The following is an 18,195-nucleotide window of genomic DNA, read 5'->3' on the forward strand; positions in this document are numbered from 1 at the left end:
CTTGTGATCGCCCTCTCCCTCGCCGAGATCGCTGAAGTCGTCGGCGGGCAGACGCACGACATACCGGATCCGTCCGTCCAGGTCACCGGCCCGGTGGTCCGCGACTCCCGGGAGGTGGAACCCGGCAGCCTCTTCGTCGCCTTCGTCGGCGAGCACGTCGACGGCCACGACTTCGCGCACGCGGTCGTCCAGGCGGGCGCGGTGGCCCTCCTGGCGTCCCGCCCGGTCGGCGTGCCCGCGATCGTCGTGGACGACGTCCAGAGCGCCCTGGGCGCCCTCGCCCGTCATGTCGTACGACGGCTCGGCGCGACCCTCGTCGCCCTCACCGGCTCGGCGGGCAAGACCAGCACCAAGGACCTCGTCGCCCAGGTGCTCGCCCGCAAGGCGCCCACGGTGTTCACACCGGGATCGTTGAACAATGAGATCGGGCTGCCGCTGACCGCGCTGAGCGCCACCGCCGAGACGAGGTTCCTCGTCCTGGAGATGGGCGCCCGCGGCATCGGTCACATCCGCTACCTCGCGGATCTGACGCCCCCGCAGATCGGCCTCGTGCTCAACGTCGGCACCGCCCACATCGGGGAGTTCGGCGGCCGGGAGCAGATCGCACAGGCAAAGGGTGAACTCGTAGAAGCGCTCCCTTCAGTTGAAGACGGCGGTGTCGCGGTCCTCAACGCGGACGATCCGCTCGTACGGGCCATGGCGTCCCGTACGAAGGCGAAGGTGATCCTTTTCGGAGAGTCCGGCGAAGCGGACGTACGGGCCGAGAACGTGAGACTCACGGACAGCGGACAGCCCGCCTTCAGCCTTCACACACCCTCCGGGTGCAGCGAAGTGACCATGCGCCTGTACGGTGAGCACCACGTGTCGAACGCGCTCGCCGCGGCCGCCGTCGCCCATGAGCTGGGCATGTCCGCAGACGAGATCGCCACCGCGCTCTCCGAGGCGGGCTCCCTCTCCCGCTGGCGGATGGAGGTCACCGAGCGACCGGACGGCGTGACCATCGTCAACGACGCCTACAACGCGAACCCCGAGTCCATGCGAGCCGCCTTGCGCGCGCTCGCGGCCATGGGCAAGGGGCGGCGGACCTGGGCGGTGCTCGGCAAGATGGCCGAGCTCGGGGACGAGGCGCTCGCCGAGCACGACGCGGTCGGACGGCTGGCCGTCCGGCTCAATGTCGGCAAGCTCGTCGCGGTCGGGGGCAGGGAAGCGTCCTGGCTGCAACTGGGCGCATATAACGAGGGTTCGTGGGGTGAGGAGTCGGTGCACGTGTCCGACGCACAGGCGGCGGTCGACCTGTTGCGCAGCGAGTTGCGCCCGGGAGACGTCGTTCTCGTGAAGGCGTCCCGGTCGGTCGGTCTGGAGAGCGTGGCGCAGGCGCTCGTCGAGGCCGGTACCGAGGGTGAGGTTGCCGCCCGATGATGAAGCAGATCCTGTTCTCAGGAGTCATCGGCCTGTTCCTGACCCTGGTGGGCACCCCGCTGCTGATCAAGCTGCTGGCCCGCAAGGGCTACGGCCAGTACATCCGTGACGACGGCCCGCGCGAGCACGCCAGCAAGCGCGGTACGCCGACGATGGGCGGTATCGCGTTCATCTTCGCGACGGTCGCCGCGTACTTCCTGTCCAAGGTCATCACCGGTTACACGCCGACCTATTCGGGTCTGCTGGTGCTCGGTCTGATGGTGGGCATGGGCCTGGTCGGCTTCCTCGACGACTACATCAAGATCGTCAAGAGGCGTTCGCTGGGCCTGCGGGCCAAGGCGAAGATGGCCGGCCAGCTGATCGTCGGGATCAGCTTCGCGGTGCTCGCCCTGCAGTTCCAGGACGCCCGCGGCAACACCCCGGCGTCCACGAAACTGTCGTTCATCACGGACTTCGGCTGGAAGCTCGGCCCGATCCTGTTCGTGATCTGGGCGCTGTTCATGATCCTCGCGATGTCGAACGGCGTGAACCTGACGGACGGTCTGGACGGCCTGGCCACCGGCGCCTCGGTGCTGGTCTTCGGCGCCTACACCTTCATCGGTGTCTGGCAGTTCCAGGAGTCCTGCGCCAACGCGACGACCCTGACCAACCCGAACGCCTGCTACGAAGTGCGCGATCCGCTCGACCTCGCGGTCATCGCCTCCGCGCTGATGGGTGCCTGCCTGGGCTTCCTGTGGTGGAACACCTCGCCGGCCAAGATCTTCATGGGCGACACGGGTTCACTCGCCCTCGGCGGTGTCCTCACGGGTCTGGCGATCCTCTCCCGCACGGAGCTGCTGGTCGCCATCATGGGTGGTCTCTTCGTCCTCATCACCATGTCGGTGGTCATCCAGGTCGGCTCGTTCAAGCTCACCGGCAAGCGGGTCTTCCGCATGGCCCCGCTCCAGCACCACTTCGAACTCAAGGGCTGGTCCGAAGTGCTCGTGGTGGTCCGCTTCTGGATCATCCAGGGCATCTGCGTGATCGTCGGCCTGGGCCTCTTCTACGCGGGATGGGCAGCGGAAAAGTGACCGATGGGCAGGGGCTCTCCTTCGAGGGCAAGCACGTCACCGTCGCCGGGCTCGGTGTCTCCGGCATCCCGGCGGCCAGGGTCCTGCACGGCCTCGGCGCGCTCGTCACGGTCGTCAACGACGGCGCCGACGAGCGCTCCCGGGTCCAGGCGGCCGACCTGGAGGCGCTCGGCATCACCGTGCGCCTCGGTGATGGAGCGTCCCTGCCCGACGGCACCGAACTGATCGTCACCACCCCCGGCTGGCAGCCCGACAAGCCGCTGTTCACGGCGGCCCGGGCAGCCGGTGTCGAGATCTGGGGCGACGTGGAGCTGGCGTGGCGCCTGCGCGGCCCCGAGGCGGCCCCCTGGCTGGCCGTCACCGGCACCAACGGCAAGACCACCACCGTCCAGATGCTCGCCTCGATCCTGAAGGCGGGCGGCCTGCGCACGGCGGCGGTCGGCAACATCGGCGTCTCGGTCCTGGACGCCGTACTCGGGGACGAGCAGTACGACGTCCTCGCCGTCGAACTGTCGAGCTATCAGCTGCACTGGGCACCCTCGCTGCGCGCCCACTCCGCCGCCGTTCTCAATCTGGCGCCCGATCACCTCGACTGGCACGGCTCCATGGAGGCGTACGCCGCCGACAAGGGCCGTATCTACGAAGGCAATCGGGTCGCCTGCGTCTACAACGTCGCCGACAAGGCCACCGAGGAACTGGTCCGAGAGGCCGACGTCGAGGAGGGGTGCCGGGCGATCGGGTTCACCCTCGGCAGCCCCGCGCCGTCCCAACTCGGCCTCGTGGACGGCATTCTGGTGGACCGCGCCTTCGTCGAGGACCGGCAGAAGAACGCGCAGGAGTTGGCGGAGGTCTCCGACGTCAACCCGCCCGCCCCGCACAACATCGCCAACGCCCTTGCCGCCGCTGCCCTCGCGCGCGCCTTCGGGGTGCCCGCCAAGGCCGTACGGGACGGGCTGCGGGCCTTCACGCCCGACGCGCACCGCATCGCGCACGTGGCCGATGTGGACGGCGTCGCGTACGTCGACGACTCCAAGGCCACCAACACCCATGCGGCGGAAGCCTCGTTGGCGGCCTACGAGTCGATCGTGTGGATCGCGGGCGGACTCGCCAAGGGCGCGACCTTCGACGAGTTGGTCGCCAAGTCGGCCGAGCACCTTCGGGGTGTGGTGCTGATCGGCGCAGATCGCGCGCTGATCCGCGAAGCCCTCGCGCGACACGCGCCGGAAGTACCCGTCGTCGACCTCGACCGGACCGACACTGGGGCGATGCTCGCGGCTGTCCAGGAGGCACAGCGGCTCGCCGCCGCCGGCGACACGGTGCTGCTCGCCCCGGCCTGCGCCTCCATGGACATGTTCGCCAACTACAACAAGCGCGGTGACGCGTTCGCCCAGGCGGTTCGCGAACTCGGCGCCTGACCGACGCAAGCGGAGGCGCTGATGCCCAGTAGCCGTACCGGCCGGCCGCCCGTGCAGCAGCGGACCCCAAGACGTCCCGCCGCCGCCAGGGCCGTCCGCGACAACCCCGTACGACGGCTCTATGTCAACGCGCGCCGAGCCTGGGACCGGCCGCTGACCGCCTACTACCTGATCGCCGGCGGCAGCGTGCTGATCACCGTGCTCGGTCTGGTGATGGTCTACTCGGCCTCCCAGATCACCGCGCTCCAACTCTCGCTGCCCGGCTCGTATTTCTTCCGCAAACAGTTCCTCGCGGCCTGTATCGGCGGGGTCTTGGCGCTGGCCGCCTCGCGGATGCCGGTCAAGTTGCACCGGGCGCTGGCCTATCCGATCCTCGCGGGCGCCGTCTTCATGATGGCGCTGGTGCAGTTGCCGGGGATAGGGATGTCGGTCAACGGCAACCGCAACTGGATCTCGCTCGGCGGCTCCTTCCAGATCCAGCCCAGCGAGTTCGGCAAGCTGGCCCTGGTCCTGTGGGGCGCCGACCTGCTCGCCCGCAAGCAGGACAAGGCGATGCTGTCCCAGTGGAAGCACATGCTGGTGCCGCTGGTGCCGGTCGCGTTCATGCTGCTCGGGCTGATCATGCTCGGCGGCGACATGGGCACGGCGATCATCCTCACCGCGATCCTGTTCGGCCTGCTCTGGCTGGCCGGTGCCCCGACCCGGCTCTTCGCCGGCGTGCTGTCGATCGCGGGCGTGATCGGTGTGATCCTCATCAAGACCAGCCCCAACCGGATGGCCCGGCTCGCCTGCATCGGCGCGACCGAGCCGAAGACCGGGGTCGCCGACTGCTGGCAGGCCGTGCACGGAATCTACGCGCTCGCGTCCGGCGGGATCTTCGGCTCCGGGCTCGGGGCGAGTGTGGAGAAATGGGGTCAACTCCCCGAGGCCCACACGGACTTCATCTTCGCCGTCACCGGTGAGGAACTGGGTCTGGCGGGCACACTGTCGGTGCTCGCCCTCTTCGCGGCTCTAGGCTATGCGGGTATCCGCGTGGCCGGACGCACGGAGGACCCCTTCGTGAGGTATGCCGCGGGAGGCGTGACCACCTGGATCATCGCTCAGGCGGTGATCAACATCGGTGCGGTGCTCGGCCTGCTGCCGATCGCCGGTGTCCCGCTCCCGCTGTTCTCCTACGGGGGTTCCGCCCTGCTGCCGACCATGTTCGCCATGGGGTTGCTTGTCGCCTTCGCGCGCGACGACCCCGCTGCGCGGGCGGCGCTTGCGATGCGGCAACCCCGCTTTGGTAGAAAACGGGGGGGCAGGGGTACCGGTTCCGGCCAGCGGCCCCGGAGATGGAACACGATGCGACGGCGTGCCTCGGCGGCGCGTTCGTCCGGAGAGCGGTGAATTTCGGTGCATGTCGTACTCGCCGGTGGGGGGACCGCCGGCCACATCGAGCCGGCGCTCGCCCTCGCGGACGCCCTGCGCAGGCAGGACCCCACTGTGGGGATCACGGCCCTGGGCACGGAGCGCGGCCTTGAGACCCGTCTCGTACCCGAGCGGGGCTACGATCTCGCGCTGATCCCCGCCGTACCCCTGCCGCGCAAGCCCACCCCCGAACTGATCACCGTGCCGGGCCGGTTGCGCGGCACGATCAAGGCGGCCGAGCAGATCCTGGAGCGCACCAAGGCGGACTGTGTCGTCGGCTTCGGCGGCTATGTGGCGCTGCCCGGCTACCTCGCGGCCAAGCGCCTCGGGGTGCCGATCGTGATCCACGAGGCCAACGCCCGGCCCGGGTTGGCCAACAAGATCGGCTCGCGGTACGCGGCCCGGGTCGCCGTCTCGACCCCGGACAGCAAGCTGCGGGACGCCCGCTACATCGGCATCCCGCTGCGCCGCACGATCGCCACCCTGGACCGCGCGGCCGTACGGCCCGAGGCCCGGGCCGCGTTCGGGCTCGACCCGAACCTGCCGACGCTGCTGGTCTCCGGCGGCTCGCAGGGCGCCCGGCACCTGAACGAGGTGGTCGAGCGGGTCGCGCCGTACCTCCAACAGGCCGGAATCCAGATCCTGCACGCGGTCGGCCCGAAGAACGAACTGCCGCAGGTGCACCAGATGCCGGGGATGCCCCCCTACATCCCGGTACCGTACGTGGACCGGATGGACCTCGCGTACGCCGCGGCCGACATGATGCTCTGCCGCGCGGGCGCGATGACCGTCGCCGAACTCTCCGCCGTCGGACTCCCGGCCGCCTACGTCCCGCTGCCCATCGGCAACGGCGAACAGCGGCTGAACGCCCAGCCGGTGGTCAAGGCAGGCGGCGGACTCCTGGTCGACGACGCGGAACTGACGCCCGAGTGGGTCCAGGGCAACGTCCTGCCCGTGCTCGCCGACCCGCACCGGCTGTACGAGATGTCGCGCGCGGCAAGCGAGTTCGGCCGCCGGGACGCCGACGACCTGCTCGTCGGCATGGTGTACGAGGCGATCGCCTCGCGGCACCGTTAGCCATATGTGAGAGAGGCAGGGGAGCGTGGCCGGACCGAGCACCGCCGAGCGCGGTGAACGCCAACAGGAGTCGTCCGGCCCGCCCCTTGTCCGGCGTCTGGGACCAAGACGCCTTCGTCTGATTGTCGTACTCGCCCTGGCCGCAGTCCTGTTGGGCACCGCGGCGATCTGGCTGCTCTACGGCTCGCAGTGGCTGCGGGTGGAGAAGGTGTCGGTCTCCGGGACGAAGGTTCTGACGCCGGAGCAGGTGCGCGAAGCCGCCGGCGTTCCGGTCGGCGGACCGCTCGTTTCCGTCGACACCGATGCGATCGAAGCCCGACTCCGCAGTAAATTGCCCCGAATTGACACCGTTGACGTAGTCCGTTCCTGGCCTCACGGAATCGGGCTGAAAGTGACCGAACGCAGCCCGGTTCTGATGGAGAAAAAGGGCGGAAACTTCATCGAAGTGGACGACGAAGGCGTGCGGTTCGCCACTGTTTCCATGCCACCGAAGTCCGTCCCCACCCTCGAATTGACGCTCTCCCCGTCGAGTTCGTCCGCGGCGGGCCTGCGCCGCTTCGGAGAGGGTCGACTCGTACGCGAGGCGGTGAAGGTCGCGGGTGACATTCCGGCCGCGGTCGCGCGCGTCACCCAGGTCGTCAAGGTCCGTTCCTACGACGACATCTCACTGGAGTTGAGCGGCGGCCGGACGGTCTCTTGGGGAAGTGGTGACAAGGGTGCGGCGAAGGCGCGTACGCTCACCGCTCTCATGAAAGCAGCTTCCAGCGCCCGGCACTTCGACGTAAGCGTTCCCACCGCCCCTGCGTCAGCCGGGAGTTGACGCACATTCGCGCAGGCCAGCACCCTGGTTGGGCAGCGCTACGGCTGATCACATAGGGTGAAAAGAAAAACGGGAGGTTCGGCGTGTTCGTTGAACGTGCGCCACTTGTCGACTTAGTGTCCTGTTCAGAAGACTTCAAGGAACGGACACACTGGTAACCCTAAACTTCAACGTTAGGGTTCGGGTCGGCGCTACGGACCGTCCCATTCGGCATCCGTCGTCGGGTCGCGGAACACCGCGATCGACGACACGTAACTCGAGGCGAGAGGCCTTCGACGTGGCAGCACCGCAGAACTACCTCGCAGTCATCAAAGTCATCGGTGTCGGCGGCGGTGGTGTCAATGCCATCAACCGGATGATCGAGGTCGGTCTCAAGGGCGTCGAGTTCATCGCCATCAACACCGACGCGCAGGCGCTGTTGATGAGCGACGCCGACGTCAAACTCGACGTCGGCCGCGAACTCACCCGCGGACTCGGCGCCGGCGCCAACCCGGCCGTCGGCCGCAAGGCCGCCGAGGATCACCGCGAGGAGATCGAGGAGGTCCTCAAGGGGGCCGACATGGTCTTCGTGACGGCCGGAGAGGGTGGCGGCACCGGCACCGGCGGCGCGCCCGTCGTGGCCAACATCGCGCGCTCCCTGGGCGCCCTCACCATCGGCGTGGTCACCCGCCCGTTCACCTTCGAGGGACGGCGCCGGGCGAACCAGGCGGAGGACGGCATCGCCGAACTCCGCGAAGAGGTCGACACCCTCATCGTCATCCCGAACGACCGGCTGCTGTCCATCTCGGACCGCCAGGTCTCGGTCCTCGACGCCTTCAAGTCGGCGGACCAGGTCCTGCTCTCCGGTGTGCAGGGCATCACCGATCTCATCACCACCCCCGGCCTGATCAACCTCGACTTCGCCGACGTCAAGTCCGTGATGTCCGAGGCCGGTTCGGCCCTCATGGGCATCGGCTCGGCCCGCGGCGACGACCGCGCGGTGGCGGCGGCCGAGATGGCGATCTCCTCGCCGCTCCTCGAAGCCTCCATCGACGGCGCCCGCGGCGTCCTGCTCTCCATCTCCGGCGGCTCCGACCTCGGCCTGTTCGAGATCAACGAAGCGGCCCAACTGGTCAGCGAGGCGGCCCACCCCGAGGCCAACATCATCTTCGGCGCGGTCATCGACGACGCCCTCGGCGACGAGGTCCGGGTCACGGTCATCGCGGCCGGCTTCGACGGCGGCCAGCCGCCGACCCGCCGCGAGACGGGCACGAGTTCGTCCTCGGCCCGCCGCGACGAGCCGACCCCGGTACGGCAGGAGAGCCGTCCGTCCTTCGGCTCGCTCGGCAGCGTCAAGCCCAAGGAGGAGCCGGAGCACGCCCCGGAGCCGGTTGCCGACCACCCGGTCGCCCCGCCGGTCCCGCCGTCGCGGACCTACTCGGACAGTGCCGCCGAGGAGCTGGACGTACCGGACTTCCTGAAGTGATAGGACAGTTCGACACCGTGAGCGGCGCGCATTTCGCCTTCACCGACAGGTGGGGCGGGGTGAGCGCCGTTCCGTACGAGGAGCTCAACCTCGGCGGCGCGGTCGGCGACGACCCCGACGCGGTCCGTGCCAATCGCGAACTGGCCGCCAAGTCGCTGGGGTTGGACCCGGCGCTGGTGGTCTGGATGAACCAGGTGCACGGCGCGGACGTGGCGGTCGTCGAGGAGCCCTGGGGCACCTCGGACATCCCCTCCGTCGACGCGGTCGTCACCGCCCGGCGCGGCCTCGCCCTCGCCGTGCTGACCGCCGACTGCACACCGGTCCTGCTCGCCGACCCGGTCGCCGGGATCGCGGGCGCGGCCCACGCCGGACGCCCGGGCATGCTCGCCGGAGTCGTCCCCGCCGCCGTGGCGGCCATGGTGGAACTCGGCGCCGATCCCGCCCGGATCGTCGCCCGCACCGGACCCGCGGTCTGCGGCCGGTGCTACGAAGTGCCCGCGGACATGCGCGCCGACGTCGCCGCCGTGGAACCCGCGGCGTACGCCGAGACGAGCTGGGGCACTCCCGCGGTCGACGTGACCGCCGGAGCGCACGCGCAGCTCGACCGGCTCGGGGTGCGCGACCGGGAGCAGTCGCCGGTGTGCACCCGTGAATCGGGCGACCACTTCTCGTACCGCCGCGACCGTACGACCGGGCGCCTGGCGAGCTATGTCTGGCTGGACTGATCGGACATGACGGACCGTGGGCAAGAACTCGCCGTGAATCTGGCGGGAGTCGAGGAACGCATCGCCGCCGCCTGCACGGCGGCCGGGCGCAAGCGTGAAGAAGTGACCCTGATCGTGGTCACCAAGACCTATCCGGCGAGCGACGTGCGGATGTTGGCCGAACTCGGTGTGCGTCATGTCGCCGAGAACCGGGACCAGGACGCCGCCCCGAAGGCCGCCGCATGCGCGGATCTGCCGCTGAGTTGGCACTTCGTCGGTCAGTTGCAGACCAACAAGGTGCGATCCGTGGTCGGTTACGCCGACGTCGTGCAGTCGGTCGACCGGGCCCGACTCGTCACCGCGCTGTCGAAGGAGGCCGAGCGGTCCGGGCGCCGACTGGGCTGTCTCATCCAGGTCGCACTCGACGCGGGAGTGAGCGGGCGGGGCGAGCGGGGAGGCGTCGGACCGGGCGGGATCGGGGAGTTGGCCGATCTCGTCGCCGGGGCTCCGGGGTTGCGGCTCGACGGGCTGATGACCGTCGCCCCGCTCACCGGTGAGTACGCGGGACGCCAACAGGAGGCGTTCGGGCGGTTGATGGATTTGTCGACTGACCTGCGCCGAGCCCATCCTGCTGCGAACATGGTGTCGGCAGGGATGAGTGCGGACCTCGAACAGGCCGTGGCAGCCGGAGCGACACATGTACGCGTCGGCACTGCGGTACTCGGCGTGCGCCCCAGGCTCGGGTAACGTCGCCAGGAAGTCGGACCACAGCAGAAAATATGGTCAATGCCGCCGAAGGTGGGCGCAACGACCTCGTGGATCGCGGGCACTTGGCAGTCGTCAGCCGATCCACCACAGAGCGGAGGACTCAGAGCATGGCCGGCGCGATGCGCAAGATGGCGGTCTACCTCGGCCTCGTGGAGGACGATGGGTACGACGGCCGGGGTTTCGACCCCGATGACGACTTCGAACCCGAACTGGACCCGGAGCCCGAGCGGGACCGTCGACGGCACGAGCCGTCGCACCAGTCACACAGCCCTCATCAGCCTCAAAGGGACGAACCGGTACGAGTGGTGCAGCCTCCGGCCCCTCGCGAACCTGTGTCCCATTCCGCTTCACTGGGTGCGGAATCAGGGCGTCCGGCGCGTATCGCGCCCGTGGCATCCATCACACAAGAACGCCAGTCCCTGGAGAAGAACGCACCGGTGATCATGCCCAAGGTCGTGTCGGAGCGAGAGCCTTATCGGATCACCACACTTCACCCCCGGACCTACAACGAGGCCCGTACCATCGGGGAACACTTCCGTGAGGGCACCCCGGTGATCATGAATCTGACTGAGATGGATGACACAGACGCCAAGCGACTTGTCGACTTTGCGGCCGGTTTGGTGTTTGGTCTTCACGGCAGCATCGAGCGGGTGACGCAGAAGGTGTTCCTGTTGTCGCCTGCTAACGTCGATGTCACGGCGGAGGACAAGGCCCGCATCGCAGAGGGCGGGTTCTTCAATCAGAGCTGAGACAGACAGCCGCTAGAAAGCACGGAACAGGGGAGAGGGAAAGACAGACCATGAGCGTGTTCGCGCAGGTGATCTACATCGCGCTGATGGTGTTCCTCATCGTGCTCATCTTCCGGTTGGTCATGGACTACGTCTTCCAGTTCGCCCGCTCATGGCAACCCGGCAAGGCGATGGTGGTCGTTCTGGAGGCCGCCTACACTGTCACCGATCCACCGTTGAAGCTTCTGCGGCGGTTCATCCCGCCGTTGCGTCTCGGAGGCGTGGCGCTCGACCTGTCCTTCTTCGTCCTGATGATCATCGTCTACATCTTGATCTCTATCGTGGGCAATCTCGCGAGGTGACAGTGGACGATACGGTCTTGCCGACTGCCGATGACTACGTTGAGGTGAAGAGATGCCGTTGACCCCCGAGGACGTGCGGAACAAGCAGTTCACGACCGTCCGCCTCCGAGAAGGCTATGACGAGGACGAGGTCGATGCCTTCCTCGACGAGGTCGAAGCCGAACTGACGCGCCTGCTCCGCGAGAACGAGGACCTGCGCGCCAAGTTGGCCGCGGCCACGCGCGCCGCGGCCCAGAACCAACAGAACATGCGCAAGCCCCCCGAACAGGACCAGCAGCAGGGCGGCATGCAACAGGGCGGTATGCAGCAAGGCGGCATGCAGCAGCAGGGGATGCCCCAGCAGGGCATGCCCCCGCAAGGCATGCGCGGTCCGGGCGGCCCGGTGCCCGCCGGCATATCGGGCCCGCCGCAGCAGCAGATGGGCGGCCCCATGGGAGGCCCGCCCCAGCTGCCGAGCGGTGCCCCGCAGTTGCCCGCAGGCCCCGGTGGCCAGGGTCAGGGTGGCCCGCAGGGCCAGGGTCCGATGGGACAGGGCCCCATGGGCGGTCCGATGGGCCAGGGCCCGATGCAGGGGCAGATGCAGCAGATGGGCCAGGGCCCGATGCAGGGTCAGATGGGCGGCCAGCCCCCCATGCAGCAGCAGATGGGCGGCCCCATGGGCGGTCCCATGGGTGGCGGCATGCCGCAGCAGGGCCCCGGTGGCGACAGCGCCGCCCGTGTCCTCTCGCTGGCCCAGCAGACCGCCGACCAGGCGATCGCCGAGGCCCGTTCCGAGGCCAACAAGATCGTCGGCGAGGCCCGTTCGCGCGCCGAGGGTCTTGAGCGTGACGCCCGAGCCAAGGCCGACGCCCTGGAGCGGGACGCGCAGGAGAAGCACCGCGTCGCGATGGGCTCCCTGGAGTCCGCCCGCGCCACGCTGGAGCGCAAGGTCGAGGACCTGCGCGGCTTCGAGCGCGAGTACCGCACGCGTCTGAAGTCCTACCTGGAGTCCCAGCTGCGTCAGTTGGAGACCCAGGCCGACGACTCGCTGGCCCCGCCGCGCACTCCGGCCACCGCGTCGCTTCCGCCGTCCCCGGCGCCGTCCATGGCTCCGGCAGGCGCGAGCGCCCCGTCGTACGGCGGCAACCAGGGCATGGGCGGCCCGCCGCCCGCCGGTCCGTCCTACGGCGGCCAGCAGCAGATGTCCCCGGCCATGACCCAGCCGATGGCGCCGGTACGGCCGCAGGGCCCGTCGCCGATGGGCCAGGCTCCCTCGCCGATGCGCGGGTTCCTGATCGACGAGGACGACAACTGACCGGCCTTTAGTACGCCTTCGGCGTCGGCAGCGTTCAGGGCGGGGCCCCGGATTTCGATCCGGGGCCCCGCCCTTTTTACGCGGGTTGACCGCTGGATCATGTGAGTTGACCGTTGGGGCAGGTGAGTCGGCCGTTGGTTCAGGTGAGTTGACCGTTGGGCGTGAGAAAAGGGCCCGACCTCCAGGAAGGAGGCCGGGCCCTTTCGCGTGCCGGTGGTGCCTACGCCTTGTGCAGGCGGAACACCAGGGACAGGCCCTCGTCGGTGAACGGGGTGCCGTAGGTGTCGTCGGCCTCGCCCTGGGCGAAGTCCGTGGCCAGGACCTCGTCGGCGATCAGGGCCGCGTGCTCGGACAGGGCGGCGATGACTGCCGGGTCGGTCGAGGTCCAGCGCAGGGCGATCCGGTCGGCGACGTCCAGGCCGCTGTTCTTGCGGGACTCCTGGATCAGGCGGATCGCGTCACGGGCCAGGCCCGCCTGCCGCAGCTCCTCGGTGATCTCCAGGTCGAGGGCGACCGTCGCACCCGAGTCGGAGGCCACGGACCAGCCCTCGCGCGGGGTCTCTGTGATGATCACCTCATCCGGGGCCAGCGTGATGGTCTCGCCGTCCACCTCGACGGACGCCGTGCCCTCGCGCAGCGCCAAGGACAGCGCGGCGGCGTCCGCGTTCGCCACGGCCTTCGCGACGTCCTGGACGCGCTTGCCGAACCGCTTGCCCAGGGCGCGGAAGTTGGCCTTCGCCGTGGTGTCGACCAGCGAGCCGCCGACCTCGCTCAGCGAGGCGAGCCTCTCGACGTTCAGCTCCTCCGTGATCTGCGCGTGCAGCTCGCGGTCCAGGGCGGCGAAGCCCGTGGCCGCGATCAGCGCGCGGGACAGCGGCTGGCGCGTCTTGACGCCCGACTCCGCGCGCGTGGCCCGGCCCAGCTCCACCAGGCGGCGTACGAGGACCATCTGCTTGGAGAGCTCGGGGTCGATGACGGAGAGGTCCGCCTCCGGCCACACGGACAGGTGGACGGACTCGGGGGCGCCCGGAGTCACCGGGACGATGAGGTCCTGCCAGACCCGCTCGGTGATGAACGGGGTCAGCGGGGCCATCAGCTGGGTGACCGTCTGGACGACCTCGTGCAGGGTGCGCAGCGCGGCCTTGTCGCCCTGCCAGAAGCGGCGGCGGGAGCGGCGGACGTACCAGTTGGACAGGTCGTCGACGAACGCCGACAGGAGCTTGCCGGCGCGCTGGGTGTCGTAGGACTCCAGAGCCTGTGTCACCTGGTCGGTGAGGGCGTGGAGTTCGGACAGGAGCCAGCGGTCCAGGACCGGGCGGTCGGCCGGGGCCGGGTCCGCCGCGCTGGGTGCCCAGTCGGACGTGCGCGCGTACAGGGCCTGGAAGGCGACCGTGTTCCAGTACGTCAGGAGGGTCTTGCGGACGACCTCCTGGATGGTGCCGTGGCCCACGCGGCGTGCCGCCCACGGGGAGCCGCCCGCCGCCATGAACCACCGCACCGCGTCGGCGCCGTGACGGTCCATCAGCGGGATCGGGTCCAGAGTGTTGCCCAGGTGCTTGGACATCTTGCGGCCGTCCTCGGCGAGGATGTGGCCGAGGCAGACGACGTTCTCGTACGACGACTTGTCGAAGACCAGGGTGCCGATCGCCATCAGCGTGTAGAACCAGCCGCGGGTCTGGTCGATGGCCTCGCTGATGAACTGCGCCGGGTAGTGGGACTCGAAGAGTTCCTTGTTCTTGTGCGGGTAGCCCCACTGCGCGAACGGCATCGAACCCGAGTCGTACCAGGCGTCGATGACCTCGGGCACGCGCGTGGCGCTCTCGCCGCACTGCGGGCAGGCGAAGGCGACCGCGTCGATGAACGGGCGGTGCGGGTCCAGGCCCGACTGGTCGGTGCCGGTCAGCTCGGTCAGCTCCGCGCGGGAGCCGACGACGGTGAGGTGGTTGTCCTCGCAGCGCCAGATCGGCAGCGGGGTGCCCCAGTAGCGGCTGCGGGACAGTGCCCAGTCGATGTTGTTGTTCAGCCAGTCGCCGTACCGGCCGTGTTTGACCGTGTCCGGGAACCAGTTGGTGTTCTCGTTCTCCTGGAGGAGGCGGTCCTTGACGGCGGTGGTGCGGATGTACCAGGAGGGCTGCGCGTAGTAGAGCAGCGCGGTGTGGCAGCGCCAGCAGTGCGGGTAACTGTGCTCGTACGGCACGTGCTTGAAGAGCAGGCCGCGGTCCTTGAGGTCCTCGGTGAGCTTTTCGTCGGCCTTCTTGAAGAAGACACCGCCGACGAGCGGGACGTCCTCGGCGAAGGTGCCGTTCGGGCGGACCGGGTTCACGACCGGCAGGCCGTACGCGCGGCAGACCTTGAGGTCCTCCTCGCCGAAGGCGGGGGACTGGTGGACCAGACCCGTACCGTCCTCGACCGTCACGTACTCCGCGTTCACCACGTAGTGGGCGGGCTCGGGGAACTCCACGAGCTCGAACGGACGTTGATACGTCCAGCGCTCCATCTCGGCGCCGGTGAAGGTCTCGCCGGTGGTCTCCCAGCCCTCGCCGAGGGACTTGGCGAGCAGCGGCTCGGCGACGACGAGCCGCTCTGTGCTGTCGGGGCCCTTCGTCGCGACGACGTAGGTGACCTCGGGATGGGCGGCGACGGCCGTGTTGGACACCAGCGTCCAGGGGGTCGTCGTCCACACCAGGAGCGCGGCACGGCCGGCCAGCGGACCGGAGGTGAGCGGGAAACGGACGTACACGGAGGGGTCGACGACCGTCTCGTAGCCCTGCGCCAGTTCGTGGTCCGAGAGGCCCGTCTGGTCGCGCGGGCACCAGGGGGCGACGCGGTAGTCCTGTACCAGCAGGCCCTTGTCGAAGATCTCCTTGAGGGACCACCAGACCGACTCGATGTACTCCGGGTCCATCGTGCGGTACGGGTTTTCGAGGTCCGTCCAGTACCCCATGCGGGTCGTGAGCGCCTCGAAGGCGTCGGTGTGCCGGGTCACGGACTCGCGGCACTTGGCGTTGAACTCGGCGATGCCGTACGCCTCGATGTCCTGCTTGTCGGTGAAGCCCAGCTCTTTCTCGACCGCCAGCTCCACCGGGAGGCCGTGGCAGTCCCAGCCGGCCTTGCGGGCCACGTGGTAGCCGCGCATGGTGCGGAAGCGGGGGAAGACGTCCTTGAAGACGCGCGCCTCGATGTGGTGGGCGCCCGGCATGCCGTTGGCCGTGGGCGGGCCCTCGTAGAACACCCACTCGGGGCGCCCCTCGGACTGGTCCAGGGTCTTGGCGAAGATCTTCTGCTCGCGCCAGAAGTCGAGCACGGCGTGCTCCAGCGCGGGCAGGTCGACCTGGGCGGGCACCTGGCGGTACGTCGGCGTTGTCATCAGCGAGCTTCCTCCGGCGGACTTCTTGCCTTCCGTCCGGAGGGACGAGAGCTACGACTTTCCGTACGCCGTGTGCGGCGCGCTCCCGCGGTACCACCCTCCTTGGCTCCCCGGTGCGTCCAGCACACCGGTGAGCCCCCTCATTGGGGTCGCGATACCGGGTCTACCGGCCGCTGCTGGTGGGCTGCGGCTTTCTTCCGGCGGCTCCGGGGTGATCTTCACGTCGCGCCGGCCCCCGGGCTTCCACCGTCCCCGGGTCGCTCTTGGCTGCGTACGCCGCTACTCGTCCCCATCCACGCTTCTCGCTCCGGCCAGTGTACGGCGCCGCACGGACAGCGGCCGACCGGTTTTGCGGGGGTCGTGGCGGGAGGCTTGCGCACGCGTTTCATGACTCGAACGGCGCTGAACACGCGTTCGATGTTCGGGGTGTCGGACTCGGCGGATTACCCGGCGGGGAGCTGGGCACAACGCATGAAGGCTTGCCGCGCGGGGCCAGGGGGGTGGACGAACCGGGCGGCGTGCCCCGTTGCCGCGGGACCCAAGTCGATTTATCGTCCCAGCACGATTCGCGTGCGTGATCACACAATGTGAAGGGGCCGCGGCCATGGTGGCGAAGAAGACCGCAACGAAGAAGACCGCGGCGAAGAAGGCGGTCGCTACGAAGGCGGCTTCTTCGAAGAAGGCGACCGGGGAAGGGGCCGAGAGACCGGGGGCCGTCAAGAAGGCGGTGGCCAAGGAGACGGCGGCCGAGGGGACGGCGGCCAAGAAGAGCGCCGCGAAATCCACGGCGACGACAAAGGCGGCGGCTACGAAGTCCGCGGCTACGAGGACGACCGCTACGAGGACGACCGCTACGAAGACGGTCACCAGGAAGACGACCGCTACGAAGGCGACGGCCGTCCCGAAGGCCACGGACGCCAAGAAGACGGCTGTGAAGAAAGCGGCCGTGAAGAAGACCGCTCCTGAGAGCACGTCGGCGAAGAGCGGCCCCACGAAGAGCATCGCCGGCGCGAAAAGCGGTTCCGCGGAGAGCACCACGGGCACGAATCGCACGACCACGACCGGCACGAAGAGCGCGACCGGCACGAAGAAGAGCGCGGCCAAGAAGGCAAAGGCGGGCGCGGCGCAGGCCGCGGAGCAGACGGGAGCCACGACGGTGGTTGCGAAGAAGACTCCTGGCACGGCCACGGCGGCGAAGCGGGCCGTTCCGAAGGCGCGGGTCGCGGCGGTGCCCGGCGAGCTCGCGGTGCGCCCCGGCGAGGACCCCTGGACGCCCGAGGAGGTCGAGGAGGCCCGCACCGAGCTGCAGTCCGAGGCAGCGCGGCTGAGCGAGGAGATCACGTCCACCGAGCAGGCCCTCGCCGGTCTGATGCGGGACTCCGGGGACGGCGCGGGCGACGACGACGCCGACACCGGCACCAAGAACATCACGCGCGAGAGCGAGATGGCGCTGGCCGCCAACGCGCGCGAGATGCTGATCCAGACCGAGCGCGCCCTGGGGAAGCTGGACGCCGGCACCTACGGCCTCTGCGAGAACTGCGGCAACCCGATCGGCAAGGCCCGCATGCAGGCCTTCCCCCGGGCCACCCTCTGCGTCGAGTGCAAGCAGAAGCAGGAACGCCGGTACTGAACGCCGGTACTGAAGCCCCCGACAGGTGTGCCGTACCCTCATCCTGAGTTAGGCACCTAGGTCGAGGGACTCACGTGGCAGAGGCGGAGCGCATCATCGGTACGCCGGATACCCCAGAGGCGGCGGGGGCAGAGCCGGAGCAGGGGGACACCGCGTCGCCCCCCAGGGGCAGGCGCCGGATCGCCGTGCTGTTCGTGGTGGCCGCCTTCGCGTACACCCTCGACCTGGTCAGCAAGCTGCTCGTGGTCGCCAAGCTGGAGCACCACGCGCCGATCGAGGTCTTCGGGGACTGGCTGGAGTTCCACGCGATCCGCAACCCGGGCGCCGCCTTCGGGTTCGGCGCGGCCTTCACGGTCATCTTCACGATGATCGCGGCCGCCGTGATCGTGGTGATCGCCCGGCTGGCGCGCAAGCTCTACAGCCTGCCGTGGGCCATCGCCCTCGGGCTGCTGCTCGGCGGTGCGCTCGGCAACCTCACCGACCGGATCTTCCGCTCGCCCGGCATCTTCCAGGGCGAGGTCGTCGACTTCATCGCGCCCAAGGGCTTCGCCGTCTTCAATCTCGCCGACTCGGCGATCGTGTGCGGCGGCATCCTGATCGTGCTGCTCTCCTTCCGCGGTCTCGACCCGGACGGCACCGTCCACAAGGACTGAGCGCGGATTCGCG

Annotated in this window: 15 protein-coding genes; 14 read left to right on the top strand and 1 reads right to left on the bottom strand. The window is 69.1% G+C overall.

Going from position 1 to position 18,195, the window contains the following annotated elements; all coding sequences use genetic code 11:
- Window positions 1-3 precede the first annotated feature (3 nt).
- The 12 genes from OG226_RS35505 (at window position 4) to OG226_RS35560 (ending at window position 12,532) form a co-directional block, all read left to right on the top strand.
- Window positions 4-1,419, top strand: coding sequence for a UDP-N-acetylmuramoyl-tripeptide--D-alanyl-D-alanine ligase (locus OG226_RS35505; RefSeq protein WP_328683882.1), 1,416 nt, complete (start codon window positions 4-6; stop codon window positions 1,417-1,419).
- The gene (gene mraY, locus OG226_RS35510) at window positions 1,416-2,489 is read left to right on the top strand and encodes a phospho-N-acetylmuramoyl-pentapeptide-transferase (RefSeq protein WP_200712987.1); all 1,074 of its coding nucleotides are present in this window, start codon (window positions 1,416-1,418) and stop codon (window positions 2,487-2,489) included. Before OG226_RS35505 ends, mraY begins: the two co-directional genes overlap by 4 nt.
- Window positions 2,471-3,904, top strand: coding sequence for a UDP-N-acetylmuramoyl-L-alanine--D-glutamate ligase (murD, locus tag OG226_RS35515; RefSeq protein WP_329351140.1), 1,434 nt, complete (start codon window positions 2,471-2,473; stop codon window positions 3,902-3,904). Before mraY ends, murD begins: the two co-directional genes overlap by 19 nt.
- 21 nt (window positions 3,905-3,925) lie before the next feature.
- Window positions 3,926-5,293: a putative lipid II flippase FtsW gene (gene ftsW / locus OG226_RS35520; RefSeq protein WP_329351141.1), complete on the top strand. Its 1,368-nt coding sequence runs from the start codon at window positions 3,926-3,928 to the stop codon at window positions 5,291-5,293.
- Window positions 5,294-5,299: 6 nt separating this feature from the next.
- Complete coding sequence (murG, locus tag OG226_RS35525) at window positions 5,300-6,391, top strand: undecaprenyldiphospho-muramoylpentapeptide beta-N-acetylglucosaminyltransferase (protein ID WP_328683885.1); 1,092 nt, start codon at window positions 5,300-5,302, stop codon at window positions 6,389-6,391.
- A 25-nt stretch (window positions 6,392-6,416) separates the two neighbouring features.
- Window positions 6,417-7,211 (top strand): cell division protein FtsQ/DivIB, encoded by a 795-nt coding sequence (locus tag OG226_RS35530; protein ID WP_328683886.1) that lies wholly within the window; start codon window positions 6,417-6,419, stop codon window positions 7,209-7,211.
- A gap of 277 nt (window positions 7,212-7,488) precedes the next feature.
- Window positions 7,489-8,676, top strand: a complete 1,188-nt coding sequence (ftsZ, locus tag OG226_RS35535; RefSeq protein WP_328683887.1) for a cell division protein FtsZ — start codon at window positions 7,489-7,491, stop codon at window positions 8,674-8,676.
- Window positions 8,673-9,401 carry a peptidoglycan editing factor PgeF gene (pgeF, locus tag OG226_RS35540; protein ID WP_329351142.1) on the top strand — a complete coding sequence of 243 codons (729 nt, stop codon included), beginning with the start codon at window positions 8,673-8,675 and terminating at the stop codon, window positions 9,399-9,401. Before ftsZ ends, pgeF begins: the two co-directional genes overlap by 4 nt.
- 6 nt (window positions 9,402-9,407) lie before the next feature.
- Window positions 9,408-10,127, top strand: coding sequence for a YggS family pyridoxal phosphate-dependent enzyme (locus OG226_RS35545; protein ID WP_329351143.1), 720 nt, complete (start codon window positions 9,408-9,410; stop codon window positions 10,125-10,127).
- A 128-nt stretch (window positions 10,128-10,255) separates the two neighbouring features.
- Window positions 10,256-10,897 (top strand): cell division protein SepF, encoded by a 642-nt coding sequence (locus OG226_RS35550; protein WP_329351144.1) that lies wholly within the window; start codon window positions 10,256-10,258, stop codon window positions 10,895-10,897.
- 50 nt (window positions 10,898-10,947) lie between these two features.
- The gene (locus OG226_RS35555) at window positions 10,948-11,238 is read left to right on the top strand and encodes a YggT family protein (RefSeq protein ID WP_019062316.1); all 291 of its coding nucleotides are present in this window, start codon (window positions 10,948-10,950) and stop codon (window positions 11,236-11,238) included.
- Between the two features lie 52 nt (window positions 11,239-11,290).
- A complete protein-coding gene (locus OG226_RS35560; RefSeq protein WP_328683890.1) occupies window positions 11,291-12,532 on the top strand; it encodes a DivIVA domain-containing protein in 1,242 nt (413 codons plus the stop codon).
- A gap of 220 nt (window positions 12,533-12,752) precedes the next feature.
- Here the strand turns inward: OG226_RS35560 and ileS are convergent, their stop codons facing one another.
- The gene (gene ileS, locus OG226_RS35565; protein ID WP_329351145.1) at window positions 12,753-15,899 is read right to left on the bottom strand and encodes an isoleucine--tRNA ligase; all 3,147 of its coding nucleotides are present in this window, start codon (window positions 15,897-15,899) and stop codon (window positions 12,753-12,755) included.
- A gap of 604 nt (window positions 15,900-16,503) precedes the next feature.
- On the opposite strand from ileS, the gene OG226_RS35570 reads away from it, so the two are divergent.
- Together OG226_RS35570 and lspA are read left to right on the top strand one after the other, a co-directional pair.
- Window positions 16,504-17,529: a TraR/DksA family transcriptional regulator gene (locus tag OG226_RS35570; RefSeq protein WP_329351146.1), complete on the top strand. Its 1,026-nt coding sequence runs from the start codon at window positions 16,504-16,506 to the stop codon at window positions 17,527-17,529.
- Window positions 17,530-17,603: 74 nt separating this feature from the next.
- Window positions 17,604-18,182 carry a signal peptidase II gene (gene lspA / locus OG226_RS35575; protein WP_328683893.1) on the top strand — a complete coding sequence of 193 codons (579 nt, stop codon included), beginning with the start codon at window positions 17,604-17,606 and terminating at the stop codon, window positions 18,180-18,182.
- The last annotated feature ends 13 nt before the right edge of the window (window positions 18,183-18,195 follow it).

The sequence above is a fragment of the Streptomyces sp. NBC_01261 genome (assembly GCF_036226385.1).
In the GTDB taxonomy this organism is placed as follows: domain Bacteria; phylum Actinomycetota; class Actinomycetes; order Streptomycetales; family Streptomycetaceae; genus Streptomyces.

Coding starts and splice junctions, on each gene's coding strand:
- ileS (WP_329351145.1), bottom strand. CDS start 15,899: ATGACAACGCCGACGTACCGCCAGGTGCCCGCCCAGGTCGACCTGCCC.
- OG226_RS35555 (WP_019062316.1), top strand. CDS start 10,948: ATGAGCGTGTTCGCGCAGGTGATCTACATCGCGCTGATGGTGTTCCTC.
- OG226_RS35545 (WP_329351143.1), top strand. CDS start 9,408: ATGACGGACCGTGGGCAAGAACTCGCCGTGAATCTGGCGGGAGTCGAG.
- OG226_RS35550 (WP_329351144.1), top strand. CDS start 10,256: ATGGCCGGCGCGATGCGCAAGATGGCGGTCTACCTCGGCCTCGTGGAG.
- OG226_RS35560 (WP_328683890.1), top strand. CDS start 11,291: ATGCCGTTGACCCCCGAGGACGTGCGGAACAAGCAGTTCACGACCGTC.
- murD (WP_329351140.1), top strand. CDS start 2,471: ATGGGCAGCGGAAAAGTGACCGATGGGCAGGGGCTCTCCTTCGAGGGC.
- ftsW (WP_329351141.1), top strand. CDS start 3,926: ATGCCCAGTAGCCGTACCGGCCGGCCGCCCGTGCAGCAGCGGACCCCA.
- mraY (WP_200712987.1), top strand. CDS start 1,416: ATGATGAAGCAGATCCTGTTCTCAGGAGTCATCGGCCTGTTCCTGACC.
- OG226_RS35570 (WP_329351146.1), top strand. CDS start 16,504: ATGGTGGCGAAGAAGACCGCAACGAAGAAGACCGCGGCGAAGAAGGCG.